The organism is Roseococcus sp. SDR (assembly GCF_019083995.1).
In the GTDB taxonomy this organism is placed as follows: Bacteria; Pseudomonadota; Alphaproteobacteria; order Acetobacterales; family Acetobacteraceae; genus Roseococcus.
Genome location: NZ_JAHRCU010000008.1, coordinates 176808 through 201073 on the forward strand (window position 1 = coordinate 176808; position 24266 = coordinate 201073).

Annotated in this window: 23 protein-coding genes; 13 read left to right on the plus strand and 10 right to left on the minus strand. The window is 69.6% G+C overall.

The window, feature by feature from the left end:
* Positions 1-6 precede the first annotated feature (6 nt).
* Positions 7-969 (plus strand): tripartite tricarboxylate transporter substrate-binding protein, encoded by a 963-nt coding sequence (locus KTR66_RS11430; protein ID WP_213612718.1) that lies wholly within the window; start codon positions 7-9, stop codon positions 967-969.
* On the opposite strand, the gene KTR66_RS11435 is transcribed toward KTR66_RS11430, so the two are convergent.
* The 3 genes from KTR66_RS11435 to KTR66_RS11445 form a co-directional block, all read right to left on the minus strand.
* Positions 966-1784 (minus strand): neutral zinc metallopeptidase, encoded by an 819-nt coding sequence (locus KTR66_RS11435; protein ID WP_213612719.1) that lies wholly within the window; start codon positions 1782-1784, stop codon positions 966-968. The two genes, KTR66_RS11430 and KTR66_RS11435, sit on opposite strands and share 4 nt — an antisense overlap.
* A gap of 24 nt (positions 1785-1808) precedes the next feature.
* Positions 1809-2990 (minus strand): acetyl-CoA acetyltransferase, encoded by a 1182-nt coding sequence (locus KTR66_RS11440; RefSeq protein WP_213612720.1) that lies wholly within the window; start codon positions 2988-2990, stop codon positions 1809-1811.
* Positions 2991-3300: 310 nt separating this feature from the next.
* Positions 3301-4446: a bifunctional 2-C-methyl-D-erythritol 4-phosphate cytidylyltransferase/2-C-methyl-D-erythritol 2,4-cyclodiphosphate synthase gene (locus KTR66_RS11445; RefSeq protein WP_249732050.1), complete on the minus strand. Its 1146-nt coding sequence runs from the start codon at positions 4444-4446 to the stop codon at positions 3301-3303.
* Between the two features lie 109 nt (positions 4447-4555).
* Between KTR66_RS11445 and dusB the strand changes: the two genes are divergently transcribed.
* The 10 genes from dusB (at position 4556) to KTR66_RS11495 (ending at position 15965) form a co-directional block, all read left to right on the plus strand.
* The gene (gene dusB, locus KTR66_RS11450; protein WP_371819101.1) at positions 4556-5599 is read left to right on the plus strand and encodes a tRNA dihydrouridine synthase DusB; all 1044 of its coding nucleotides are present in this window, start codon (positions 4556-4558) and stop codon (positions 5597-5599) included.
* Positions 5596-6753: a nitrogen regulation protein NR(II) gene (locus KTR66_RS11455; protein ID WP_213612722.1), complete on the plus strand. Its 1158-nt coding sequence runs from the start codon at positions 5596-5598 to the stop codon at positions 6751-6753. The genes dusB and KTR66_RS11455 overlap by 4 nt, the downstream gene beginning before the upstream one ends.
* A complete protein-coding gene (gene ntrC / locus KTR66_RS11460) occupies positions 6750-8192 on the plus strand; it encodes a nitrogen regulation protein NR(I) (RefSeq protein ID WP_213612723.1) in 1443 nt (480 codons plus the stop codon). Before KTR66_RS11455 ends, ntrC begins: the two co-directional genes overlap by 4 nt.
* 13 nt (positions 8193-8205) lie before the next feature.
* Positions 8206-10452 carry a PAS domain-containing sensor histidine kinase gene (locus KTR66_RS11465; protein WP_213612724.1) on the plus strand — a complete coding sequence of 749 codons (2247 nt, stop codon included), beginning with the start codon at positions 8206-8208 and terminating at the stop codon, positions 10450-10452.
* Positions 10442-11836, plus strand: coding sequence for a sigma-54 dependent transcriptional regulator (locus KTR66_RS11470; RefSeq protein WP_213612725.1), 1395 nt, complete (start codon positions 10442-10444; stop codon positions 11834-11836). Before KTR66_RS11465 ends, KTR66_RS11470 begins: the two co-directional genes overlap by 11 nt.
* A gap of 10 nt (positions 11837-11846) precedes the next feature.
* Positions 11847-12719: a D-amino-acid transaminase gene (locus KTR66_RS11475; RefSeq protein WP_213612726.1), complete on the plus strand. Its 873-nt coding sequence runs from the start codon at positions 11847-11849 to the stop codon at positions 12717-12719.
* The gene (locus KTR66_RS11480) at positions 12716-13417 is read left to right on the plus strand and encodes an HAD family hydrolase (protein ID WP_213612727.1); all 702 of its coding nucleotides are present in this window, start codon (positions 12716-12718) and stop codon (positions 13415-13417) included. The genes KTR66_RS11475 and KTR66_RS11480 overlap by 4 nt, the downstream gene beginning before the upstream one ends.
* Positions 13418-13505: 88 nt before the next feature.
* On the plus strand, positions 13506-13832 hold the full coding sequence (hfq, locus tag KTR66_RS11485) for an RNA chaperone Hfq (RefSeq protein WP_249732036.1): 327 nt from the start codon (positions 13506-13508) through the stop codon (positions 13830-13832).
* The gene (hflX, locus tag KTR66_RS11490; RefSeq protein WP_213612765.1) at positions 13816-15144 is read left to right on the plus strand and encodes a GTPase HflX; all 1329 of its coding nucleotides are present in this window, start codon (positions 13816-13818) and stop codon (positions 15142-15144) included. Before hfq ends, hflX begins: the two co-directional genes overlap by 17 nt.
* Positions 15141-15965 carry an inositol monophosphatase gene (locus KTR66_RS11495; protein ID WP_213612729.1) on the plus strand — a complete coding sequence of 275 codons (825 nt, stop codon included), beginning with the start codon at positions 15141-15143 and terminating at the stop codon, positions 15963-15965. The genes hflX and KTR66_RS11495 overlap by 4 nt, the downstream gene beginning before the upstream one ends.
* A 59-nt stretch (positions 15966-16024) precedes the next feature.
* On the opposite strand, the gene KTR66_RS11500 is transcribed toward KTR66_RS11495, so the two are convergent.
* Genes KTR66_RS11500 through KTR66_RS11510 form a run of 3 tightly spaced genes read right to left on the minus strand, consistent with a single transcriptional unit; the run spans position 16025 to position 18577 of the window.
* Entirely contained in the window at positions 16025-16738 is a 714-nt protein-coding gene (locus tag KTR66_RS11500; RefSeq protein WP_213612730.1) for a haloacid dehalogenase type II, read from the minus strand.
* Positions 16739-16742: 4 nt separating this feature from the next.
* On the minus strand, positions 16743-17612 hold the full coding sequence (locus KTR66_RS11505; RefSeq protein ID WP_213612731.1) for an oxaloacetate decarboxylase: 870 nt from the start codon (positions 17610-17612) through the stop codon (positions 16743-16745).
* An 8-nt stretch (positions 17613-17620) separates the two neighbouring features.
* Positions 17621-18577 (minus strand): tripartite tricarboxylate transporter substrate binding protein, encoded by a 957-nt coding sequence (locus KTR66_RS11510; protein WP_213612732.1) that lies wholly within the window; start codon positions 18575-18577, stop codon positions 17621-17623.
* Positions 18578-18666: 89 nt separating this feature from the next.
* Between KTR66_RS11510 and wecC the strand changes: the two genes are divergently transcribed.
* Both wecC and KTR66_RS11520 read left to right on the plus strand, forming a co-directional pair.
* Entirely contained in the window at positions 18667-19866 is a 1200-nt protein-coding gene (wecC, locus tag KTR66_RS11515; protein ID WP_371819102.1) for a UDP-N-acetyl-D-mannosamine dehydrogenase, read from the plus strand.
* Complete coding sequence (locus KTR66_RS11520) at positions 19866-20273, plus strand: nuclear transport factor 2 family protein (RefSeq protein ID WP_213612734.1); 408 nt, start codon at positions 19866-19868, stop codon at positions 20271-20273. Before wecC ends, KTR66_RS11520 begins: the two co-directional genes overlap by 1 nt.
* Positions 20274-20417: 144 nt before the next feature.
* Here the strand turns inward: KTR66_RS11520 and KTR66_RS11525 are convergent, their stop codons facing one another.
* From KTR66_RS11525 to KTR66_RS11540, 4 genes are read right to left on the minus strand one after another with little or no spacing between them, the layout of a single operon-like run.
* On the minus strand, positions 20418-21512 hold the full coding sequence (locus tag KTR66_RS11525; protein WP_213612735.1) for an Ldh family oxidoreductase: 1095 nt from the start codon (positions 21510-21512) through the stop codon (positions 20418-20420).
* A 3-nt stretch (positions 21513-21515) separates the two neighbouring features.
* Entirely contained in the window at positions 21516-22490 is a 975-nt protein-coding gene (locus tag KTR66_RS11530; protein WP_213612736.1) for a tripartite tricarboxylate transporter substrate binding protein, read from the minus strand.
* Positions 22491-22501: 11 nt separating this feature from the next.
* Positions 22502-23374, minus strand: a complete 873-nt coding sequence (locus KTR66_RS11535) for a fumarylacetoacetate hydrolase family protein (RefSeq protein ID WP_213612737.1) — start codon at positions 23372-23374, stop codon at positions 22502-22504.
* Positions 23371-24252, minus strand: coding sequence for a TauD/TfdA family dioxygenase (locus tag KTR66_RS11540; RefSeq protein ID WP_213612738.1), 882 nt, complete (start codon positions 24250-24252; stop codon positions 23371-23373). Before KTR66_RS11540 ends, KTR66_RS11535 begins: the two co-directional genes overlap by 4 nt.
* Between the last annotated feature and the right edge of the window lie 14 nt (positions 24253-24266).

Consider the following 24266-nt stretch of genomic DNA (forward strand, 5'->3'; position numbering starts at 1 on the left):
GTTCTGATGCGCTTGGCGTTCCTGCTTGCCGCCTTCACCCTTCTCGCCCTTCCGGCCGCGGCCTTTCCGGACCGGCCCGTCACTCTCATCGTTCCCTTCGCGCCCGGCGGTCCGACGGATACGACGGGGCGCCTGGTCGCCGACGGGCTCAGCCAGCGCCTGGGCCAGCGCTTCGTGGTGGAGAACGTCTCCGGGGCAGGCAGCAGCATCGGCTCGGCCCGGGTGGCGCGGGCGGCGCCGGATGGGCATGTGCTTCTGGTGAACCACCTGGCGCTGCCGGGCAGTGCCGCGCTGCAGGCGAACCTGCCCTATGACACCGCCACCGCTTTCGTGCCGGTCGGGCTGATCAATTACGGGCCGATGATCCTGATCGGCCGGCGGGACCTGCCGGCGCGCGACGTCGCCGCCGCCTTCGCCTGGATGCGGGCGGGCGGCGAGCGTGTCACGCTCGGCCATGCCGGCACCGGCTCGGCGCTGCATCTCTGCGGGCTGCTGATCCAGCATCGGCTGGGCACGCGCTTCACCGAGATCGGCTATCGCGGCAGCGCGCCCGCCTTCCAGGACATGCTGGGCGGACGGGTGGACGTGATCTGCGATATCTCCACCACCGGCCTGCCGCAGGTGATGGCCGGCGCCGCCCGCGCCTTCGCCGTGACCACCCGCGCGCGGCTGCCCGCGCTGCCCGATGTGCCGACGCTGGCCGAAGCCGGTTTCGAGGGCTTCGAGCTGGTGCTCTGGAACGCGCTCTTCGCGCCCGCCGGCACGCCGCGCCCGATCATCGATCGGCTGAACGCCGCCCTTCGCGAGGTGCTGGCCGACCCTGCCATCCGCGAGCGCTTCGCCGCCTTCGGCAGCGACATCTTCCCGCCCGCCGAACAGACGCCGGAGGCCGCGCAGGCGCGGCTCCAGGCCGAGATCGTCGCGATCCGCGACACGGTGCGGGCGATGGGGGTGCAGCCGGAACGCTAGCCCCGACCCAGGCAGGCCCCCGAATCCGGGCCCGCGAGTCCGGTCTTCAAGGCACGGACGCGCTGTGCGCTGCTGCCATGGGTGAAGCTCTCGGGCACGACATGGCCGCGCGCCTGCTGTTGCAGGCGATCATCGCCGACGGCGGCCGCGGCGGCGAGGCCTTCCTCGATGTCGCCGGCTTCGAGGATCCGTCGCGTCTCATGCGCCTGACGCGCCCAGAAGCCGGCCAGGCAATCCGCCTGCAACTCCGTGCGCACCGATGCCGCATTGTCCCGCCCGCCGCCGAGGCGCCCCAGCAGGTTCTGCACGTGATGGCCCACCTCATGCGCGATGACATAGGCCTGGGCGAAATCGCCCGGCGCGCCCATGCGCTGCGCGAGTTCCCGGAAAAAGGCGAGGTCGAGGTAAACGCGGCGGTCAGCCGGGCAGTAGAAGGGGCCCATGGCGGATTGCGCCGTGCCGCAGCCCGACTGCACCGCCCCCGAAAAGAGCACGAGGCGCGGCGGCTCATAGCGCTGGCCGTGGCGCGCGAACTCGGCCGTCCAGACATCCTCCGTGCTCGCCAGCACCCGGCTGACGAAGCGGGCCGCCGGGTCATCGCGCGGTGGGGCCTGCGCGGCCTGTTGCGTCGCGGGCGCCTGGCCGGTCTCGAGCGTGGAGAGCACAACGCCCGGGTCCACGCCCAGCAGGAGCGAGATCACCACCACCGCGATCAGGCCAAAGCCGCCGATCCGCGCGCCGCCGCCGCCCAAGGGACCACGCTGGCCGCGCCGGTCCTCGATGTTGCGGCTCTCGCGCTCGTCATCCATGCGCATGGCGCTGGCTCCCGCGCGCCGGCGTCAGACGCGCTCGAGGATGCTCACGTAGTTGGCGACGGCCGCGCCGCCCATATTGAACACGCCGCCGATCTCGGCGCGCGGCAGTTGCATGGCCCCCGCCTCGCCGGTGAGCTGCATGGCGGCCAGCGCGTGCATGGAGACGCCGGTCGCGCCGATCGGATGCCCCTTGGCCTTGAGCCCGCCCGAGCGGTTGACCGGCAGGCGGCCATCCTTGCGCGTCCAGCCTTCCAGGATGGCGCGGCTGCCCTGGCCTTCCGGCGTCAGGCCCATCGCCTCGTATTCGATGAGCTCGGCCACCGTGAAGCAGTCATGCGTCTCGGCGAAGGAGAGATCGGCGAGGGTGAGGCCGGCGGCCGCGAAGGCCCGTGCCCAGGCCTCGCGAGCGCCCTCGAAGCGGATGATGTCGCGCCGGGCGATGGGCAGGAAGTCGTTCACCTGCGCGGTGCCGCGGAAGCGCACGGCACGCCGCGCGGTGGCGGCCACATCGCCCTCGGCGATGATCAGCGCCGCCGCGCCGTCCGAGACCAGGCTGCAGTCGGTGCGCTTCAGGGGGCGGGCGACGAAGGGGTTCTTCTCGCTCTCGTTGCGGCAGAACTCATAGCCGAGATCCTTGCGCATCTGGGCATAGGGGTTGTCGACGCCGTTCGCATGGTTCTTGGCGGCGATGGCGGCCAGCGCGTCGGAGCTGTCGCCATGGCGCTGGAAATAGGCCTCGGCGATGCGGGCGAAGACGCCGGCGAAGCCGGCCTCGATCCCGGCCTCGGTCTTGAGGTGGGAGGCGGAGAGCAGGATCTCGCCCACGCGCGGGCCAGGGGTGGAGGTCATCTTCTCCACGCCGACGACCAGCGTGATGCGGCCACGTTTCGCGCCCAGGAAATCCAGCGCGCCATGGATGGCGGCGGTGCCGGTGGCACAGGCATTCTCGAAGCGGGTCGCGGGCTTGAAGCGCAGCTCCGGTACGGCCTGGAAGACGAGGGAAGAGGGGAAGTCCTGCGCCTGGAAGCCGCCATTGAAGGTGCCGAGGAAGACGGCATCCACCTCATGCGGCTCGAGACCGGCATCGGCGATGGCCTCGCGCGCGACGAGGCCGATCAGCGCCTCGGCGTCCGGCGCCTCCTCCAGCTTGCCGAAGCGGCTATGCGCCCAGCCGATGATGGCGGCGTCATGTTGCGATGCGGTCATGGCAGCTTTCCTCTCGTTTCGGAGAGGTTAGGGCAGGGGCGGGTGCGTTGCCAGTGCTTCGGAATCCGCTGCCAAGGTCCGGACATGTTGCAAATTTGCAACAGATGGCACTTACGTTAAGCGATACATTTTCGAAAAGGTATTGAACCGGGGTTTGCGCAACCCATCTCTGTCCGCGTCGGGCGCTGACTCAGCCCCGACAGCTTTGCCTTCCTCAACCTTGACTTGGCCGCTCCGCAAGGGGCGGCTTTTTTTTGCGCGCTACCTGGGGTGGCAAGAGGCCCGGACAAAGTCTTTCAAGACAAGGGCTTCAGTCCGGCACCAGGAGGCTCACCGCCGCCTGGCAGGCGATGCCTTCGCCCCGGCCGGGGAAGCCCAGGCGCTCCGTCGTCGTCGCCTTCACGCCGATGCGCCGTTCCTCCACGCCCATGATGTCGGCGAGGCGGGTGATCATCGCCGCCGCATGGGGGCCGATCTTGGGTTGCTCACAGATCAGGGTGACGTCCGCATTGACCAGCATGCCGCCCCGGCCGCGCACGCGTTCCATGGCGTGCACCAGGAATTGGGCGCTGTCGGCATCACGCCACTTCATCTGCGAGGGCGGGAAGTGGCGGCCGATATCGCCCTCGGCCAGCGCGCCGTAGATCGCATCGCAGAGCGCGTGGATGCCGACATCGGCGTCGGAATGGCCATCGAGGCCGAGTTCGTGCGGGATGGTCACGCCGCAGAGGATCAAGGGGCGGCCGGGCACCAGGCGGTGCACGTCGAAGCCGGTGCCGATGCGCGGAAGCAGCCGCGGCTGAAGGGTGGATTCCACGCGGGCCAGATCCTCCGGGAAGGTGATTTTGACATTGCTCTCATGGCCCGGAACCAGGGCCACGCTCTCGCCGATCCATTCCAGGAGCTGCGCGTCATCCGTCGCCTCCGCCGTCGCGGCCTCGTGGGCGGCGCGGATCGTGTCGAAGCGGAAGGCCTGGGGTGTCTGGGCGCGGAACAGGCCGGCGCGCGGCACCGTCTCGCCGATCACGCCGCCTTCGCCGCGCTTCAGCGTGTCGGAAACCGGCTGGGCGGGGATGGCGCCGGCGCGCGCCTCGAGCGCGGCCAGCAGCGTGGGGATGGTCCCGGCCGGGATGACGGGCCGGGCAGCGTCATGCACGAGAACGGCGCTGGGGGTGAGCGGGGCGAGGGCGGCGAGCCCGGCCTTCACGCTGGCCTGGCGCGTGGCGCCGCCGGTCACGGGCGGCAGATGCGGCAGCCCCTCCAGCATGGCGGCGATGCGCGCCTCTTCGCCCGCCGCGCAGACCGGCTGCAGGGCCTGGACGTGGCCGCCCGCCAGCAGGGCCTCCGCCGCCACCCGCAGCACCGGGCGGCCCAGGAGCAGGGCATATTGCTTGGGTTGGGGCGCGCCGAAGCGCTCGCCGCGCCCCGCGGCCAGGAGAAGGGCTGCGATCATCAGCTCCGTCAGATAGGCCATATCGGCGGGCACGGGAATTCGGGGCGAGAAATCTCGTCCGGCGATACGCGCGCCGTGGACGCGGGGCGCGGTTTTGCGTATGCCTGCCCAAATGATGAGCAACCGCCTCCGGCCCATCTCGCTTGCGCGCGATGTGACCATCGAAACGCCCGTGATCCTCGCACCCATGTCGGGCGTGACCGATCTGCCCTTCCGCCGCCTCGCGCGGGCCGAGGGCACCGGGCTTGTGGTCAGCGAGATGATCGCCTCCGCCGCGATGATCCGCGAGAACCGCCAGAGCCTGAAGATGTGCGACACGACCGATGAGCTGGGCGGGCCCTCCTCCGTCCAGCTCGCCGGCTGCGACCCCGCCGTCATGGCCGAGGCGGCGCGCCTCGTCGTGGACAAGGGGGCGGCCATCGTGGACATCAATTTCGGCTGCCCGGTGAAGAAGGTGGCGGTGGGCCAGAGCGCCGGTTCCGCCCTCATGCGGGACGAGCTACGGGCGGCCGCGATCCTGGAGGCGGTGGTGAAGGCCGTGCCCGTGCCCGTCACGCTCAAGATGCGGATGGGCTGGGACCACCAGAGCCTGAACGCGCCGAAGCTCGCGCGCATCGCCGAGGAATGCGGCATCCGCCTCGTCACCATCCATGGCCGCACCCGCCAGCAGCTCTACACCGGCGTGGCGGATTGGGATTTCATCGCCTCGGTGAAGGCGGCGGTCAGCATCCCCGTCATCGCCAATGGCGACATCGTCACCGTGGACAACGCGCTGGACGCGCTGACGCGCTCGGGCGCCGATGGCGTGATGATCGGGCGTGGCTGCTACGGCCGGCCCTGGTTCCCGCGCCAGGTGGCCGCTTTCCTGCGGGACGGCATTCGCCTGCCCGATCCGACGCTGGAGGATCAGCTGGCCATCCTGCTCAGGCACTACCGGGCCATCCTGGAGCATCACGGCGAGGGCGTGGGCGTGCGCATGGCGCGCAAGCATGTCGCCTGGTATTCGCGGGGCCTGCCGGGCAGCGCCGAGTTCCGCGCCCAGGTGAACCGCGTCGAGATGGGCGAGGCGGCGGAAGACCTCATCATGGGCTTCTACGGACCTCTCATCGAGCGTGGCCATGCGCCCGCCTCAGAGCCCTGGCGGGAGGCGGCATGACCGGGGTGATCAGCCGCGTGGCCGCGCTGGCCCGCCGCCCGCGCGGCTTCGCACTGCCCGACAGCGCGGCCATCCTGCAGGCCCTGCCCATGCCGGCCGTGGTGCTGGATGGCGAGGACCGCTTCCGGTTCGTGAACCCGGCGGCCGAGCTGTTCTTCCAGCAGTCGCAACAGACATTGATGGGCGTGCCTCTGGCCGAACTGCTGCCGGCCGATCATCGCCTCTTCGCCCTGCTGCATCAGGTCCGGCTGCAGGACAGCCCTGTGGCGGATCACGACCTCTCGCTGGAGAGCCCGCGCCTTCATCGGCATGGCGTCTCCGTTTACGGCGCGCCCATGCCGGACCTGCAGGGCGGCGTGGTGCTGACGCTGCAGGATGGCTCGACCGCGGCCATGCTGGACCGGCAGCTGCACTTCCTGGGCGCGGCGCGGGGTGCGACCGCCATGGCGGCGATGCTCGCGCATGAGGTGAAGAACCCGCTCTCCGGCATCCGTGGCGCCGCGCAGCTGCTGGAGCAGGGCGCCTCCGACGGCGACCGCGAGCTCTGCCTGCTGATCCAGGAGGAGAGCGACCGCATCCGCAACCTGGTGGACCGGATGGAGATGTTCTCCGACCGGCCGATCACGCGGCGTGCGGTGAACATCCACTCCGTGCTGGACCATGTGCGGCGCGTCGCGCAATCGGGCTTCGCCTGCCATCTGCGCATCGTCGAGGAATACGACCCCTCGCTGCCCGCCGTCTGGGGCGACCGGGACCAGCTGATCCAGATCCTCCTGAACCTCGTGAAGAACGCTTCTGAAGCGCTGAGCGATGGGACTGGTGCGGGCGGCAGCGGCGAGATCCTGCTCTCCACCGCCTATCACCACGGCGTGCGCATCGCGGTGCCCGGCAGCAGCGAGCGCGTGCACCTGCCCCTGCAGGTCATCGTCCGCGACAATGGGCCGGGCATTCCCGAGGCGCTGCGCTCCACGCTCTTCGAGCCCTTCGTGACCACGAAGCGCGGCGGGCAGGGGCTTGGCCTCGCGCTGGTCGCGAAGCTCGTTTCCAACCATGGCGGGCTGATCGAATGCGACAGCCGCCCCGGCCGCACCACCTTCCGCCTGTCCCTGCCGGCCCAGCCCCCGGGTCAGGCGGCGAATGAGAGTGACGAATGACCGATTCCCGCACCATCCTGATCGCCGATGACGACCGCGCGATCCGCACCGTCCTCTCCCAGGCGCTGACGCGCGCGGGCTACAATGTGCGCGCGACATCGTCGGCCTCCACGCTGTGGCGCTGGGTGGAGGATGGCGAGGGAGACCTCGTGGTCACCGATGTGGTGATGCCCGATGAGAACGGGCTTGACCTGTTGCCGCGCATGAAGCGCATCCGCCCGGATCTGCGCGTGGTGGTGATGTCGGCGCAATCCACCTTCACGACGGCGGTCAAGGCGGCGCAACGCGGCGCCTTCGAATACCTGCCCAAGCCCTTCGACCTGAAGGAGCTTCTGAACGTCGTCGAGCGCGCCCTGGCGCAACCGGCGACCGCCCTGCCGGAGGACGAGGAGGGCGAGGCGGGCGAGCGCCTGCCGCTGGTGGGCCGCAGCACCGCCATGCAGGAGATCTACCGCACGGTGGCCCGCCTCACGACCGCGGACCTCACCGTCATGGTCACGGGCGAGAGCGGCACGGGCAAGGAGCTGATCGCCCGCGCGCTGCACGATTACGGCAAGCGCCGGCAGGGGCCGTTCGTGGCCATCAACATGGCGGCGATCCCGCGCGAGCTGATCGAGAGCGAGCTCTTCGGCCATGAGCGCGGCGCCTTCACCGGGGCTCTCACGCGAGGCGTCGGCCGCTTCGAGCAGGCGGCCGGCGGCACGCTCTTCCTGGACGAGATCGGCGACATGCCGGCCGAGGCGCAGACCCGCCTGCTGCGCGTGCTGCAGGAGGGTGAGTTCACCACGGTGGGCGGGCGCCAGCCGGTGAAGGCCAATGTCCGCATCGTGGCGGCGACGCACCGGGACCTGCGCGCCTCGATCCGCGCCGGCCTGTTCCGCGAGGACCTGTTCTACCGCCTGAACGTGGTGCCCATCCGCCTGCCGCCGCTGCGCGAGCGAACGGAGGACATCCCGCTGTTGGCGCGGCATTTCCTGGAGCGCGCCCGCGCCTCCGGCCTGCCCATGAAGTCGCTGAGCAATGAGGCGCTGGAGCGGCTGAAGCGCCATTCCTGGCCGGGCAATGCGCGGGAGCTGGAAAACCTGATGCGGCGCCTGGCCGCCCTCTACCCGCAGGAGATCATCGGCGAGGAGGCGGTGGCCGCCGAACTCGCCGAGGCGGAAGCGCCGTCGGACGGCGCGCCGCGCTCCAGCGAGACGCTGGAGCAGGCGGTGGAACGGCACCTCAAGCTCTTCATGGCGGCCCACAAGGACGGTATCCCCATTCGGGATCTGCATGACCGCGTGATCTCGGAAGTGGAGCGCCCGCTGCTGCGCCTTGCGCTGAGTGCCACGCGCGGCAACCAGATCAAGGCGGCGGCGCTGCTCGGCCTGAACCGCAACACGCTGCGCAAGAAGCTGCGCGACCTCGAATTGCCGGTCGTGCGCGGCCTGTCATGAGCGGCCCCTGACCATGGTGAAGCCAGCCAGGGTCCCGCTGCTGCGACGCCTGGCCGACATGCTGCTCGGCCGGGGTGTGACGCTCGGCCTCGCGGTGGGCGCCCTTCTCATGGGCATCCTCACCTTCGTGGTGCTGTCGGATGGCAGCCCGCTCGGGCCGACGCGGCCCGGGCAGGTGGTCGCGCTCGTCCTCATCAACCTGGCCATCATCCTGCTGCTGCTGGCCTCGCTCGCCGGGCAGCTCGTGCGTGTCTGGGCGGAGCGGCGGCGTGGTTCGGCCGGATCGCGGCTGCACACGCGGCTCGTCTTGCTGTTTTCGGTGGTCGCCATCGTGCCGGCGATGCTGCTGGCAGGCTTCTCGGCGATCTTCTTCAACCTCGGCATCCAGGCCTGGTTCAGCGACCGCGTGCGGACGGCCCTCGAAGCCTCGCTGATGGCCAGCCGCGCCTATTTCGAAGAGCACCAGAACAACATCCGAGCCGACGCGCTCGCCATGGCGAATGACCTGAACCGTGCCGTCGTGCTGCTGCCCGATCAAAGCCTGGCCTTCGCCCGCGTCCTCGCCACCCAGGCCAGCGCGCGCGGCCTGACGGAGGCGGTGGTGTTCGAGCCGCTGCTGGGCCGCATCGTCGCGCATGCGGGTGTGACCTCCGCCTTCCTGCTCTCGCCTCCGCCCGACTGGGCGATCGAGATCGCGACCGGCGGCGAGGTGGCGGTGGTCGCCGTGGAGGAGGAGAACCGGGTGCGCGCCATCGTGGCGCTGACGCCCACCTCCGGCTTGCAGCTCATGATCGGCCGGCCGGTCGATTCCTCGGTGCTGGAGCACATGCAGCGCACCGAGCAGGCGGTGACGGCCTATCAGGCGATCGACCGCAATCGCGAGGGGCTACAGATCACCTTCGTGATGATCTTTGCCATCGGCGCGCTGCTCGTGCTGCTCGCCGCCGTGCTGGTTGGACTCGTCCTCGCCAATCAGTTGGCGGGGCCGATTTCGCGCCTGATCACCGCGGCCGAGCGGGTGCGCGGCGGCGATCTCTCGGTGCGCGTCGAGGAGGGCGACGGCGATGACGAGATCGGCAGCCTGAGCCGCGCCTTCAACCGCATGACCAACCAGCTCGCTGGCCAGCGCAGCGAGCTTCTGGAGGCCTATCGCCAGATCGCCGAGCGGCAGAACTTCACCGAGGCCGTGCTGGGCGGCGTCTCGGCCGGCATCGTGGGGCTCGACCAGGAATTGCGGGTGAACCTGCCCAACCGCAGCGCGAGCCAACTGCTCGGCATCGACCTCGATCGCGAGATCGGCCGCCTGATGGCGGATGTGGCGCCGGAATTCGCGGGGCTGCTGGCCCAGCCCGGCACCACCCGCACGGCCGAGATCCGCGTGGGCCCGCCCAATGAGCGCAAGACGCTGCTGGCCCGCCTCTCGCCCGAGATGGAAGGGCAGGGGCATGTGCTGACCTTCGATGACATCTCAGCCCTGCTGACGGCGCAGCGCCAGGCCGCCTGGGCGGATGTGGCGCGGCGCATCGCGCATGAGATCAAGAACCCGCTGACGCCCATCCAGCTCAGCGCCGAGCGCCTGAAGCGCCGCTACCTGAAGCAGATCACGCACGACCCCGAGACCTTCACCGCCTGCACCGACACCATCGTGCGCCAGGTGGGCGATATCGGCCGCATGGTGGATGAGTTCAGTGCCTTCGCCCGCATGCCCCAGCCGGTGATCCGCCCCGAGGAGATGGGCCGCCTGGTGCGGGAGGCGCTGGTGCTGCAGCAGCAATCCCGCCCCGAGATCGCCTGGGTGACCGACCTGCCGGAGGAGAAGCATCACGCGGCCTGCGACCGACGCCTGATCAACCAGGCGCTGACCAATCTGCTCAACAATGCGGCGGATGCCATCGCCATGCGGGTCCAGCGGGACGAAGAGGAGGGCCTTGCCTGCCCCAGGCCGGTCGGCCATATCCGGGTGAGCTTGTCTTCCGATGCGGGGCGTCTGATCATCGCGGTGGAAGATGACGGGATCGGCCTGCCGGCGGGGGACCAGCGAGACCGGCTGACCGAGCCCTATGTGACGCACAAGACAAAGGGAACCGGCCTTGGTCTCGCGATCGTGAAGAAGATCATGGAGGACCACCGCGGGAGCATCCGCCTGGGCGATTCGCGCGAGGGGCGTGGCGCGCGGGCCGAGCTGATCCTGCCGGAGCTGGAGGCCGAGGTGGCCGGTGCCGCCGAGGGGGAGACCAGGGAGCCGCGGCATGGCGCATGACATCCTGATCGTGGATGACGAGCCGGATATCCGCTCGCTGATCGACGGAATCCTCTCGGATGAGGGCTACGAGACCCGGCAGGCGCATAATTCGGACACGGCCATCGCGCATTTCCGCGCGCGCCGGCCATCGCTCGTGATCCTCGACATCTGGCTGGCCAATTCCCGCATGGACGGGCTCGAGATCCTGGACGCGCTGCACCGCGAGGAGCCGCATGTCCCCTGCGTGATGATCTCGGGCCATGGCAATATCGAGACCGCGGTGCAGGCGATCCAGAAGGGCGCCTTCGACTTCATCGAGAAGCCGTTCAAGAGCGACCGGCTGCTGCTGATCGTGGCGCGCGCCCTGGAAGCGGCAAAGCTGAAGCGCGAGATCAGCGACCTCCGGCTGCGCGCCGGTTCGGAAGCGGAGCTGATCGGCGGTTCCGCCGCCATGGCGCAGATCCGCTCGGCCATAGAGCGCGTGGCGCCGACCAACTCGCGCGTGCTGATCAGCGGCCCGCCGGGCACCGGCAAGGAGGTGGCGGCGCGCATGCTCCATGCGCGCTCCCGCCGCGCCGATGGGCCTTTCGTCGCGCTGAATTGCGCGACGCTCGATCCCTCCCGCATCGAGGAGGAGCTGTTCGGCGTGGAGCCGCGCGGCGACCAGCCGCGCCGCGCCGGGACGCTGGAGCGCGCGCATGGCGGCACGCTGCTGCTGGACGAGGTCTCCGACATGCCGCTGGAGACCCAGGGCAAGATCGTCCGCGCGCTGCAGGAGCAGGGCTTCGAGCGCATCGGCGGCGCCACGCGCGTGAAGGTGGATGTGCGCGTCATCGCCACCACCAACAAGGACCTCCAGGCCGAGATCGCGGCCGGGCGCTTCCGCGAGGACCTGTTCTATCGCCTTTCCGTCGTGCCGCTGCGCATGCCCGCGCTGCGCGAGCGGCGGGAGGATGTGCCAGCCCTCGCCCGCCACTTCATGACGCGCTCCATCGAAAGCTCGGGCCTCGCCCCCCGCGCACTGGCGGAGGACACGATCGCGGCGCTGCAGACGCATGACTGGCCCGGCAATGTGCGCCAGCTGCGCAACCTGATGGATTGGCTGCTGATCATGGCACCTGGCGATTCGGGCTCGCCCATCCGGGCGGAATCGCTGCCGCCCGAGATCGTCTCCACGGCGCCCTCCATGCTGCGGCTGGACCGATCCAGCGAGATCATGACGCTGCCGCTGCGTGACGCGCGGGAGGCCTTCGAGCGGCAATATCTGGAGGCGCAATTGCTGCGCTTCGGCGGCAATATCAGCCGGACTGCCAATTTCGTCGGCATGGAACGCAGCGCGCTGCACCGCAAGCTGAAATTCCTGGGCGTCCACGCGGAAGACAGGGCCTCGGGAACCGCCTAAGCTTCTTCGCATGTCGAAGATCGCTTATGTGAACGGGGCCTATCTCCCCCAGCGCCACGCCTCGGTGAATGTCGAGGATCGCGGCTACCAGTTCGGCGACGGGATCTATGAGGTGGTGCACCTCTACCGTGGCCGCTTCATCGACGAGGACCGCCACCTCGACCGGCTGGAGCGCTCGCTGAGGGAAATCCACCTTTCCATGCCCATGCCGCGCGCGGCGCTGCGCATGGTGCTGATGGAAGTGGCGCGGCGCAACCGCGTGACCGATGGGCTGCTCTACATGCAGGTGACGCGCGGCGTGGCGCGGCGCGACCATGCCTTCCCGAAGACGCCTGTGCCCGTCTCGCTCGTCGTCACGGTACGGCACATCCCGCCCTACCCGAAGGATGTGGACCGCTGGACCATCAGCGCCATCACCCACCCCGACCTGCGCTGGGCACGGCGCGACATCAAGAGCGTGAACCTTCTGCCCAATGTGCTGGCCCGGCAGGCGGCGCGTGAGGCCGGTTCGGCCGAGGCGATCCTCTACGAGGAGGCGACCGGCATGGTGACGGAAGGCGCCGCCACCTCCTTCTGGATCGTGGATGCTGAGGGCGTGCTGCGGACCCGTCACCTCGACCATGTGATCCTGCCTGGCTGCACGCGCGGCGCGCTGATCGCCGAGATGGAGGCGGCGGGCATCCCCTACAGCCTGGAGCCCTTCAGCCTTGATGAACTGGCCGGCGCCAAGGAAGCCTTCCTGACCTCGGCGACCTCCTTCGTGAAGCCCATCGTGAAGATTGATGGCCGCGCGGTGGGGGATGGGCAGGTGGGGCCCATCACGCGACGGCTGTTCGATCTGTTCTCCCGGCATGTGCATGCCGGACTGGGCAACGCCGCATGACCCCGCCCGATGGTCGTCGGGCGCAGCCCGGAGGGCTGAATCGGTCGGGCGATCACATCACGCCTGAGGCCATCCTTTTTGATTGGGACAACACCCTCATTGACGGCTGGGCCGCCATCGAGGCCGGGCTGAACGCGGCCTTCGCCGCCTTCGGCAAGCCCGCCTGGACGCGCGAGCAGGTGCTGGCCAATGTGCGCAAATCCCTGCGGGACAGCTTCCCCGAGCATTTCGGCGCCGAGTGGGAGCGCGCGCGGGACATCTTCTATGAGGCGGTGCATGCCACGCACCTGGAGGTGATCCGCCCGCTGCCGGCCACCATCGCCATGTTGGACGCGCTGGCGCATCTGCCGCTCGGCGTCGTTTCGAACAAGCAGGGGCCGCTCCTTCGCAAGGAGGCTGCCCATCTGGGCTGGGCGGAGCGCTTCCGCGTGCTGGTGGGGGCGGGGGATGCGGTAGCGGACAAGCCCTCGGGCGCGCCGTTGCACCTCGCCCTGCAGCGCATGGGGCTCAGCGCGGGGCCGCATATCTGGTACGTGGGCGACACGGCGATCGACATGCAGGCGGCGCGCGCGGCGGGCTGCCGCGCGGTGTTGCTGGGCGATGCCGCACATGATGGCGGAATCCTTGCCTGCGCCCCCGACCTGGCCTTCACCGATGGCGTGCAACTCGCGGCCCGCCTGGGCGCTCTGGACAAGTGATCCGCGACACCCGACATTGCCCGCATGGCAAGGCGACGGGCCTCCCCGGTGACGGGCGCCCGCGACCAAGAAGAAGAAGGAGGCCGTGATGGCCGAGAAGTCCCAGAACGTGCAGGACGTGTTCCTGAACCACGTTCGCAAGAGCAAGACCCCGGTGACGGTGTTCCTCGTCAATGGCGTCAAACTCCAGGGCATCATCACCTGGTTCGACAACTTCTCCGTCCTGTTGCGGCGGGACGGGCACACGCAGCTTGTCTACAAGCATGCCATCAGCACGGTGATGCCGGGCGCCCCCATCATGCTGTTTGATCCGCAGGCCGCAGGCGCCGCCGCCGCGCCGCCGGCCACCGGCACGCCCGTGCGCGAGACGACGCTGACCATGTCGCGGGAGCCAGCAGCTGCCCGCGAAGAGTGAAGATGTCGCGGCCGCGCCGACGCGCGCGGCCGTCATCCTGCCCTTTGAGCGCACGCAGCGCTCGAACGTCCTGGAATTCGCGCCCACGGGCGGGCTGCCGCGCGCCGCCGAGGCCCGGCTTGCGGAGGCCGTAGGACTCGCCGCTTCCATCGGTGTCATGATCGTCCATTCGGCGATCCATCCGCTGCGCCAGCGCCGTCCCTCCACCCTGCTCGGCGAGGGGCAGGTGGAGATGGTCCATCAGGCGCTGGAGGAGCAGGGCGCCACCCTCGTCATCGTAGATGCGGCACTCACACCCGTGCAGCAGCGCAACCTGGAGCGCGAATGGGGGGCCAAGGTCATCGACCGCACCGGCCTCATCCTCGAGATCTTCGGCGAGCGTGCCCGCACGCGCGAGGGTACGCTGCAGGTGGAACTCGCCCATCTGGAATACCAGCGCACGCGCCTCGTCCGTTCCTGGACGCACCTCGAGCGGCAGCGCGGTGGCTTCGGCTTCCTGGGCGGCCCCGGTGAAAGCCAGATCGAGATTGACCGCCGCCTGATCGGCGAGCGCATCATCCGTCTGAAGCGCGAGCTGGAGCAGGTGCGCCGCACGCGCGGCCTGCACCGCAAGGCGCGCGAGCGCGTGCCTTTCCCCGTGATCGCGCTGGTCGGCTACACCAATGCCGGCAAGTCCACGCTGTTCAACGCGCTGACCGGTGCGACGGTCTATGCGCAGGACCAGCTCTTCGCCACGCTCGATCCGACCATGCGGCAGATCACGCTGCCCTCCGGGCGGCATGCCATCCTCTCCGACACGGTGGGCTTCATCAGCGACCTGCCGACGCAGCTCATCGAGGCCTTCCGCGCGACGCTGGAAGAGGTCGCGGCGGCCGACATCATCCTGCATGTGCGGGACGTGGCGCACCCGGACAGCACGGCGCAGCGCAATGACGTGAACGCGGTGCTGGATGAGATGACCGAAGGCCCGGATGCGGCGCTGGATGCCGGCTGGCGCGGCCGCTGCATCGAGGTGCTGAACAAGGCGGATCTGCTGGGCGGGCCGGAGGCGATCGCCTCGCGCGCGGCGGGTGCGGTCGCGGTCTCGGCACTCACGGGCGATGGGTTGGATGTGTTGCGCGAGGCGCTGGATGCGCGCCTCGCCGAGACCATGGTGACCGAGCGCTTCGACGTGCCAAGCGAGGATGGCTCGCGCCTTGCCTGGCTGTACCGCCATGGCGAGGTGCTGGAGCGCGTGGATGGCGAGGACCGCATCCAGCTCACCGTGCGGATCTCGCCCGCCAATCGCGCGCGCTACGAGCTGCTCTCTTGAGGTTGTCCGCTACTCAGGCCAGCGAGATCGCTGGGCTGCTGCGTGAGGCGGCGCAGGCCGAGATCCTGCCCCGCTTCCGGCGGCTGGCGAGCGGCGACATCCGCGCGAAGTCGGGTCCGCTGGACCTGGTCACGGAGGCGGATGAGGCGGCGGAGCGCCGGCTGAGCGCCGCCCTTGCCGCGCGCTATCCGAAGGCGATGATCCTGGGCGAGGAGGCGACGGCGGCCGATCCCGGGCTTCTCACGCGCATGCTCGATGCGGAGCTGTGCTTCGTGCTGGACCCGGTGGATGGCACGGCGAATTTCGCAGGCGGCGTGCCGCTCTTCGGCGTGATGCTGGCCGCCGTGCAGCACGGCGAGACCATCGCGGGCTGGATTCATGACCCGATGGGCGATGACACGGCCATCGCTCTGCGCGGCGAGGGAGCCTGGATCGAGGCGCCCTCCGGGCATCGCGTGGATTGCCGTGTGGCCGCGCCGGCGCCGCTGGGGCGGATGGTGGGTGCCATTTCCTGGGGCTTCCTGCCGCCGGAGCGCAAGGCGCATCTGCTGCCGCGCCTCTCGCTGCTCGCCGGCACGCTGAATTTCCGCTGCGCCGCACACGAGTATCGCCTTGCCGCGACGGGCGGACTGCACGCGCTGTTCTACAACAAGCTGATGCCCTGGGATCACGCGGCGGGCGCGCTGCTGCATGCCGAGGCGGGTGGCTATTCGGCCCAGTTCGACGGCAGCATCTATTCGCCGCGCAAACACATCGGCGGGCTGATCTGCGCGCCGGACCGCGAGGGGTGGCAGGCCCTGCGCGAGGGCCTGCTGGGTTGACCAGCGCCTGATCGCCCTTGGTGCAAGCACCAAAGGCGTGAATCAGTCCCTCGACCGCGTTATCCGGCGCCCAGGCGCGCCGCCAGATCCACGAAATCCGCCGCCACGCAGTCCCACGGGTCCTCGGCTGTGAGGTCGATGGTCTGGCCCGCGCCGTGCTCGGTCGGGCGCGGGATGAAGGCGGTGGCGAGGCCGGCGGCGCGTGCCGCCCGCAGGTCCCCGTTATGGGCGGCGACAAGGCAGACCTCATCCGGGCGCATCGCCAGGAGTTCCGCCGTGCGCAGATAGGCCTCCGGCTGCGGCTTGTAGGCCTGCACCGGCTCGGCGCCCAGGATCGCATCCCAGGGGATGCGCGCGCGCTTCGCCATGTTCGCCAGCAGCGCGATGTTCCCGTTCGACAGCGGCGCCAGGAAATACTTGCGCTTCAGCCGGTGCAGGCCCAGCAGCACATCCGGCCAGGGGTCGAGCTTGTGCCAGGCGAGGTTCAGCGCATCGAGGTCACTGGCCTTGCAGCCGGCCACACCGTGATCCGCCAGCATCGCCTCCAGGTTTTCCCGGTGCAGCACATCGAGCCGCGTGAAGGGGCGCCGGCCGCTGCGGCATTCCTCCATCGCCGGCTGGTAGCGCCGGCGCCAGGCATCAGCGAGCAGGAAGGGGTCGAGATCGGTGCGGCCGATCGCGGAGAGATAGCCCGCGAGTTCGCGCGCGACCCCGCTGCGCCAATCCACCACCGTGCCGAAGACGTCGAAGACGAGGGCCTTCACCTGTTGCATCGCCTCAGTCCTTCCGCGCCCATTTCTTGTCGAACTCCCAGACCTCGGGAAAGCCCATCAGCTCGCACATGCGGCCGAAGCCGTAGCTTTCCTGCGCCGGCAGGCCGTTGGTGTCGCCGTTCTTCAGCAGGTGGGAATAGACGCGCTCCAGCGCGGCACTCACCGCGAGGAAGCCCGCCCCCGGATAGATCGCGATGCTGTAGCCGATCTCCTTCAGGCGCGCGGCCGGCAGGATGGGCGTGCGGCCGCCTTCCACGTTGTTGGCGAGCAACGGCTTGTTGATGGAGCGGCCGATCTCGACCATCTCGGCCTCGGTCTCGGGGCTTTCGATGAAGACGATGTCGGCGCCCGCATCGCCATACATGCGGCCGCGGCGGATGGCCTCTTCCAGGCCCAGGCTGGTGCGCGCATCGGTGCGCGCCACGATCAGGAAGTTCGGATCACGCCGGGCTTCGACCGCGACCTTGAGCTTCAGGACCATGTCCTCCGCCGGGATCACGCTGCGGCCGGGCGTATGGCCGCATTTCTTCGGCATCTCCTGGTCCTCGAGCTGGATGCCCGAGATGCCGGCGGTCTCATAGCCCATGACGGTGTGGCGCACGTTGAGCAGGCCGCCATAGCCGGTGTCGGCATCGGCGATGATCGGCGTCCTCGCCATCTGCGCGAAGCGGCCCATGCGGCCCACCATGTCGGTGTAGGTCGCGATGCCGGCATCGGCCACGCCCAGATGCGAGGCGACGGTGCCGAAGCCCGTGGCATAGAGGCAATCGAAGCCCATGCCATCCGCCACGCGCGTGCTGATCATGTCGAAGATGCCGGGGGCGACGATGAACTTCTTCGCGTCGAAGGCGGCCTTGAGGGAGGGGTTTGCCATGGAGACCTCTACTGGCGTTGGATATGGCCGGCGGCGGAGGCCGCGGCCCAGATGCGGTCCTCGCGCTGCATGGCGGCGAGGGTTTCGGCGGGTGGGCGCAGATCAGGCTCGATGCCGAGCGCCGTCAAGCGGGCCCGGAACGCCTGATCGGCGAAGGCGCCATCCACGGCCGTGCGGATGCGCGCCGAGATGGCATCGGGCAGACCTGCCGGCGCCAGCAGCGCCACCCAGCCCGCCAGGTCGAAATCGGCGATGCCCTGTTCCTGCACCGTCGGCACGTCGGGGAAGAAGGGCGTGCGGGTCGCCGTGCTGACGGCGATGATGCGCGTGCGGCCAGTGGCGAGATGCGGCGTGGCACTGGCCGTGCTGGTCCAGCCGAGCGGCAGGTGGCCGGCCACCACATCCGTCATCAGCTGCCCGCCGGAGCGATACTGCACATCGGGGATCTCCAGGCGGAGGCGGCGGGCCAACTCCTGCCCGATGAATTGCGAGAGCGCTTCGGTACTCCCGGTGGAGAGCCGGGCGGGATTGGCGGCGGCGAAGGCGCGCAGCCCAGCGATGTCGGTGAAGGGCAGCGTGTGGGAGGCGGCCAGCACCATGGTGTTGCGCGTCAGCATGGAGACGGGCGTGAAGTCGCGGATCGGGTCGAAGGGGATCTGCGCCAGCACGTGGCGGTTCATCACATGGGTGGAGACGACGGCGGTGAGCGTATGGCCATCGGGCTCGGCGCGGGCCACCAGCTCGCTGCCGATGACGCCGGCGGCACCGGCCCGATTCTCGACGATGATCGGGTGCGCCAGGCTGGGGCGCAGCGCCTCGGCCATGGCACGGGCCAGGATGTCGGTGCCGCCGCCCGCCGCATAGGGCACGATCAGACGGACCGGCTTCTGCGGCCAGGCGGGTTGCGCAAGGGAAGCGGCTGGCAGCAGCGCGGGCAGGGCCAGCAGATGGCGTCGGCGCATCATGGGATTTCCTCCGGTTGCCGGAGTTTCGCGCGTGATCGCTGTGGGCGGAAGCCCCGGGACTGTGCAACCCTGGGTTTATGAATCCGCGCGTGACCGTGATCGGCCTCGGCTATGTCGGCCTGCCCACCGCCGCCCTGCTGGCGAGCCGCGGCATGGCCGTGCAGGGGGTGGACAGCAACGCGGCCGTGCGCGCCACCCTGGCCGCCGGCCGCATCCACATCACCGAGGCCGATGTGGAGGCGCTGCTGGAACGCGCGCTCCGCGCCGGGCTTTTCACGCTGCATGCCGAGCCGCCGCCGGCGGACGTCTTCATCATCGCGGTGCCCACGCCGCTCGGACCCGGCAACACGCCGATGCTGGAGCATGTCCTGGACGCGACGCGCGCCCTGGCGCCGGCGCTGCGGCCCGGCAATCTGGTGCTGCTGGAGAGCACCAGCCCGATCGGCACCACGGCGCGCGTCGCGGCCCTGCTGGCCGAGCTGCGGCCCGAACTGACCGACCTTGCCATCGCCTATGGGCCGGAGCGCGTGTTGCCGGGCCGCGTGCTGACCGAACTCGTCGAGAATGACCGCGTGGCGGGCGGCCTCACGCCGGAGGCGACGCGCCGCGCCGTCGCCTTCTACCGCCTCTTCGTCCGCGGTGAGGTTGTGGGCACGGATGCCGCGACGGCCGAGATGGTGAAGCTCTCGGAGAACGCCTTTCGTGACGTGAACATCGCCTTCGCCAACGAGCTCTCGCTGATCGCGGTTCAGCATGGGCTGGATGCGTGGCGCGTCATCGAACTCGCCAACCGCCACCCGCGCGTGAACATCCTCAGGCCTGGCCCCGGCGTGGGCGGGCATTGCATCGCGGTGGACCCCTGGTTCCTGGCGCATGGCGCACCGGAGGCCGCGCGCCTGATCCCGGCCGCACGGGCGGTGGATGCCGCGAAGCGCGCCGCCGTGCTGGAGCAGGCCTCGGCGCTCTGCGCGGCGGATGGGCGGGTGATCTGCCTCGGCCTCGCCTTCAAGGCGGATGTGGGCGATCTGCGCGAAAGCCCGGCGCTCGAGATCGTCACCGAGTTGGCGCGCCGCCACCCGGGCCGGGTGGTGGTGGTGGAGCCGCATCTGCGCGCGGCACCCGCGGGCCTTGCCGCGCCGTTGCTCGGGCTGGAGGAAGCGCTGGCCGGCCCCGGCGCCTTGCTGGTATTGACCGACCACGCCGCCTTCCGCCGCATCACGCCCGCACAGCGGAACGGGCGGCGCATCCTGGACACGCGCGGCCTGTTCCGCGACGAGGAGAACTCCTGATGCCCGATGGTTCCCCCCTGGCTAATGTGACGCTGCCCGCCCTGACGCAGATCGAGGCAGTGGTGCAGACCTATCTCGATGGGCTCTACGAGGGTGATGGCACCAAGATCAGCGCCGCCTTCCACCCCGTCTCGCATCTCTACAACGTGGTGGATGGCCAGGTGGTGGACCTGCCGCGCGCGGACTGGCTCACCATGATTGCTGGCCGGCCCTCTCCTGCGTCGCGCAACCTGGCGCGCGAGGACCGTATCCTCGCCATCGATATGGCGGGCGAGGACGCGGCCTGCGTGAAGGTGAATTGCTGCATTCCGCCACGCTACTTCACGGACTACCTGCTGCTGCTGAAGACGGCCGAGGGCTGGAAGATCGTCAGCAAGAGCTTTCACACCGAGCTTCGCTCGGTGTGAGTCTTTTTGATGCCCTTAGGCGCCGGGCGGCCGCGTCCGCGGCCTTGGCTTCGGGATGCTGACGCATCCCGCCGGGCCTATTCGGCCCGGATACTCGGAGGGCACGCTTTAGTTTGATCTGTTGCACCTGCTGGGCTGTCGGCGTCAGCCCGCCGCCTTCAGGATGTAGTCCACGCCCGCACGCGCCGCGACGTCCTTCACGTGTTGCACCAGGCTCTCCGGCATGGGGATGCCCTCCGCCAGTCGCTTGGCGCGGGACATTTCCTCGGGCTCGCCCGGTACCAGCACGGGCTTGGCCGGGTCGGCCGGGCGCGTGGCGTGCAGCACGTCGATCACCGCGTCCAGGTCGCTCTCATAGCCCTCGATGTCGCGGAAGGCGCGCGGGTCCACCGCCAGCATGAAGTGGCCGATATTGTTCGGGTCGTCCGGCTTCTGCGTGCGGTTGCGGATCGGAGAGAAGCTGGCGCCGACCAGCGTGCCGCCCAGGATATGGGCCATGAGTGCCAGCCCGTACCCCTTGTGCCCGCCCAGCGATTCCGGCCCGCCCACGGGCGTGATGCCGCCCTCCTTGTGCTTGAACACATAGTCATTGGCGATGTGGCTGTCGGTGACGGGCTTCCCCTCACCATCCTGCACCCAGCCTTCGGGGATCGGCTTGTCGTTGAGGTGATAGACCTTGACCTTGTTGCCCGCGACCGTCGTCGTCGCCATGTCGAGCACCACGGGCTTGTGCTTGCCGGCGGGCGCCGCGAAGGCGATGGGGTTGGTGCCGAGCACCGGCTCTGCCGCGCGCGTCGGCACCATCAGGATGCCGCGGGTGGAGGAGGTGACGAGGCCGATCAGCCCCGCCTCGGCCGCCAGCCGCGCATAGCAGCCCGCCGCGCCGAAATGGTGGCTGTTCACCACGCCGACGGCGCCGATGCCGAAGGCCCGCGCCTTCTCGATGGCGAATTTCATCGCCATGAAGGCGGCCGGGTGGCCCAGCCCATCCGCGCCATCCACCATCGCCGTCGCCGCGAAATCGCGCACCACCCGCGGCTCGCCCGCGATGCGCAACTGGCCGCGCTTCAGCAGATCCTCATAGGCCATGAGCATCGAGATGCCGTGGCTGTCCACGCCGGAGAGGTCGGTCTCGACCATGATGTCGGCGGTGGTTTCCGCCAGATGGGGCGGGCTGCCCCAGGCGGTCAGGATGGCGAGGATCTGGGCGCGGATGGAGTCATGGGTTGCGTGCAGCATGGCTCAATCCACCGTGGCGCCGGTGGCGCGCACGATGGGCACCCATTTCTCGATCTCGGCGGCGATGAAGGCGCGGGTGCGCTCGGGCGTCATGTTCTCCGGGATGGTGTTGCCGAGTGCGAGGATGCGCTCGCGCACCGGGCCTGCGGCGAGCTGGGCGGCGATCTGCTGCTGCAGGAATTCCAGGATGACGGGCGGCGTGCCGATGGCACTCGACCACGGCGTCCAGGTCGTCGCCTGGAAGCCGGGCACGCCAGCCTCGGCCGCGGTCGGCACATCGGGCGTCATGGGAGAGCGCGTGGCGGTGCCGATGGCGAGGCCATTCACCGTGCCGGCGCGGATATGCTGCTCCAGGAAGGAGATGGTGTCCGTCTGGAACTGGATGCGCCCGGCCGAGAGATCGGCAAAGGACGCTGCCGAGCCGCGATAGGGGATGTGCTGCGCCGTGACGCCCATCTGGCTCAGCAGCAGCGCCGAGGCGATGTGCCCCGTGGTGCCATTGCCGGAGGAGCCGAAGGTGTAGTGGTTGGGCCGTGCCAGCAGGGCGGCGCGCATCTCGGCCAGATTGCGCCAGCCGGTGGAGGGATGCACCGCCACCACCATCGCACTCTCCGAGCTGATGGTGATGTGATCGAGCCCCGTGAGCGGATGCACCGGCAGGTTGCGATAGAGGCCGACATTCAGCGCATGTGAGCCGAGCGCGCCGACGAGGAGGGTGTAGCCATCGGGGGCTGCGCGCCCCACCGTCTCCATCGCCACCACGCCACCGCCCGAGGGGCGGTTCTCGACCACGAATTGCTGGCCCAGCGCATTGCTGAGCGCGGCGGAGACGAGGCGTGCGTTGATGTCGGCATTGCCGCCTGGGGCGAGGGCCACGACGACCCGGACCGGGCGATTTGGGTAATCCGTGCCCGGCGCGCGGGGCTGGGCCAGTGCGGGTGTCGCCAGCAGAAGCAGCAGGCTGAGTGCGCGGATCATGGAAGTTGTCCTCAGGCGATCGAATGGCGCAGCGTGCCGATGCCCGAGACGCTGAGCGCCAGGGCGTCGCCGCTTTTCAGATAGCGGGGCGGATTGCGGAAATGGCCGGAGCCGGCCGGCGTGCCGGTCGCGATGACGTCGCCGGTCTCGAGCCGCATGAAGCGGGAGATGTAGGCAATCAGCGAGGCGACGGAGAAGATCAGCTCCCGCGTGTTGCCATGCTGCACGTTCTCGCCGTTCAGCGTGCAATCCACATCCAGCGCCCAGGGCTCCCCCAGCTCATCGGCGGTGACGATCCAGGGGCCGATCGGGCAGAACTGCGCCAGGCCCTTGGCGAAGCTGGTCATGGCGAGCGGCTGGTCGAACTGGAATTCGCGCGCCGAGACGTCGTTCAGGATGGTGTAGCCGGCGACGTGGTCCAGCGCCACGCGCTCCTCCACCTCATAGGCTGGTGTGCCGATAATGACGGCGAGCTCCGCCTCCCAATCGGGCTTGGTGACGGCGCGTGGGATGACCACCGCCGTGCCCGGGCCACAGACCGAGGATGTGGGCTTGAGGAAGAGCTTGGGCGCTTCCAGCTTCGGTCCGCCCACCTCGCTCGCATGCGCGCCGTAATTCCGACCGACGCCGACGATCTTGCCGGGGCGCAGCGGCGCATCGAGCAGCGCTTCGTCCAGCTTGATCCGCAGCGCCGCATTCTCGGGGCGGGCGGCGAAGGCGATGGCGCGGGCGGCCTCGGTCATCGCGGCCTCGTCGGCCAGCAGGGCGGTCATCTCGCCGGGCAGGGCGCCGCCGCCCGCCGCGCGCAGCGCAGCCTCCAGCGGCACCAGCGCATCGGGCAGCACACCGGCGAGCCGACCATCCTTCAGTGTGGCGAGCCTCATGCCGCCAGCGCCGCGTAGTCGAGGCTCGCCATCACCTGGGCGCGCAGGATGAAGCGCGGCTCGTCCGGGCCGTAATCGGCGCGGGCATTGTGGGTGGTGCCGATATTGTCCCACATCAGCACGTCGCCCGGCGTCCAGGCATGGCTGTGCAGGTATTTCGCCTGGGATTGATGGCGGAAGAGATAGTCGAGCAGCGCGTCGCTCTCGGCCTTCTCCAGCCCCTCGATCTCCATCGCATAGCCCGGGTTGCAATAGAGCACCCGCCGGCCGGTGATGGGGTGCGTGCGGAAGATGGGCTGGCGGACAGGCGGCTTCTTCGCGCGCTGCTCGGGCGTCAGCGGGCCGCGGATGGAGCCGGGGCGGATGCGCATCATGTCCCAGAATTTCTGGAAGTCATGGATGGCCACGCGGCCTTCCAGGCGCTGCTTCACCTCGGCGGACAGGTCCTCATAGGCGGCGTGCATGTTGCGGAACTGCGTGTCGCCCAGCGGGCGGCCGTCGCGCAGCGGCACCTCCTTCGCGTGCAGCACATTGGCGAGCGCGATCTCCGTCGAATAGCTCATGTCGGTGTGCCAGCCCTGGCCGGCATCGTTGAGGCCGACGGGCTTGCCCGCCGCGTCGCGCTTGTTGGAGAGGATCATGATCTCGGGCAGGCCCGGCGCGTGGAACATGTTCGCCACGTTCACCTCCAGCTCACCGAAGCGGCGGGCGTAACCCGCAAGTTGGGGCGCATCGAGATCCTGACCTGGGAAGCAGAGCACGCCGTACTCGCCGAGCGCGCGCAGCACCGTGCGGAACTCCTCCGGCGCCAGCGGCCGGCTCAGATCCAGGTCGTGAATGCGCGCGCCGAGGCCCGTGTTGTTGGGCACGATCCGCATGGTGTTCCTCCGTT

Coding starts and splice junctions, on each gene's coding strand:
- KTR66_RS11430 (WP_213612718.1), top strand. CDS start 7: ATGCGCTTGGCGTTCCTGCTTGCCGCCTTCACCCTTCTCGCCCTTCCG.
- KTR66_RS11435 (WP_213612719.1), bottom strand. CDS start 1,784: ATGCGCATGGATGACGAGCGCGAGAGCCGCAACATCGAGGACCGGCGC.
- KTR66_RS11440 (WP_213612720.1), bottom strand. CDS start 2,990: ATGACCGCATCGCAACATGACGCCGCCATCATCGGCTGGGCGCATAGC.
- dusB (WP_371819101.1), top strand. CDS start 4,556: ATGATGAGCAACCGCCTCCGGCCCATCTCGCTTGCGCGCGATGTGACC.
- KTR66_RS11455 (WP_213612722.1), top strand. CDS start 5,596: ATGACCGGGGTGATCAGCCGCGTGGCCGCGCTGGCCCGCCGCCCGCGC.
- ntrC (WP_213612723.1), top strand. CDS start 6,750: ATGACCGATTCCCGCACCATCCTGATCGCCGATGACGACCGCGCGATC.
- KTR66_RS11465 (WP_213612724.1), top strand. CDS start 8,206: ATGGTGAAGCCAGCCAGGGTCCCGCTGCTGCGACGCCTGGCCGACATG.
- KTR66_RS11470 (WP_213612725.1), top strand. CDS start 10,442: ATGGCGCATGACATCCTGATCGTGGATGACGAGCCGGATATCCGCTCG.
- KTR66_RS11475 (WP_213612726.1), top strand. CDS start 11,847: ATGTCGAAGATCGCTTATGTGAACGGGGCCTATCTCCCCCAGCGCCAC.
- KTR66_RS11480 (WP_213612727.1), top strand. CDS start 12,716: ATGACCCCGCCCGATGGTCGTCGGGCGCAGCCCGGAGGGCTGAATCGG.
- hfq (WP_249732036.1), top strand. CDS start 13,506: ATGGCCGAGAAGTCCCAGAACGTGCAGGACGTGTTCCTGAACCACGTT.
- KTR66_RS11500 (WP_213612730.1), bottom strand. CDS start 16,738: ATGCAACAGGTGAAGGCCCTCGTCTTCGACGTCTTCGGCACGGTGGTG.
- KTR66_RS11505 (WP_213612731.1), bottom strand. CDS start 17,612: ATGGCAAACCCCTCCCTCAAGGCCGCCTTCGACGCGAAGAAGTTCATC.
- KTR66_RS11510 (WP_213612732.1), bottom strand. CDS start 18,577: ATGATGCGCCGACGCCATCTGCTGGCCCTGCCCGCGCTGCTGCCAGCC.
- KTR66_RS11520 (WP_213612734.1), top strand. CDS start 19,866: ATGCCCGATGGTTCCCCCCTGGCTAATGTGACGCTGCCCGCCCTGACG.
- KTR66_RS11525 (WP_213612735.1), bottom strand. CDS start 21,512: ATGCTGCACGCAACCCATGACTCCATCCGCGCCCAGATCCTCGCCATC.
- KTR66_RS11530 (WP_213612736.1), bottom strand. CDS start 22,490: ATGATCCGCGCACTCAGCCTGCTGCTTCTGCTGGCGACACCCGCACTG.
- KTR66_RS11535 (WP_213612737.1), bottom strand. CDS start 23,374: ATGAGGCTCGCCACACTGAAGGATGGTCGGCTCGCCGGTGTGCTGCCC.
- KTR66_RS11540 (WP_213612738.1), bottom strand. CDS start 24,252: ATGCGGATCGTGCCCAACAACACGGGCCTCGGCGCGCGCATTCACGAC.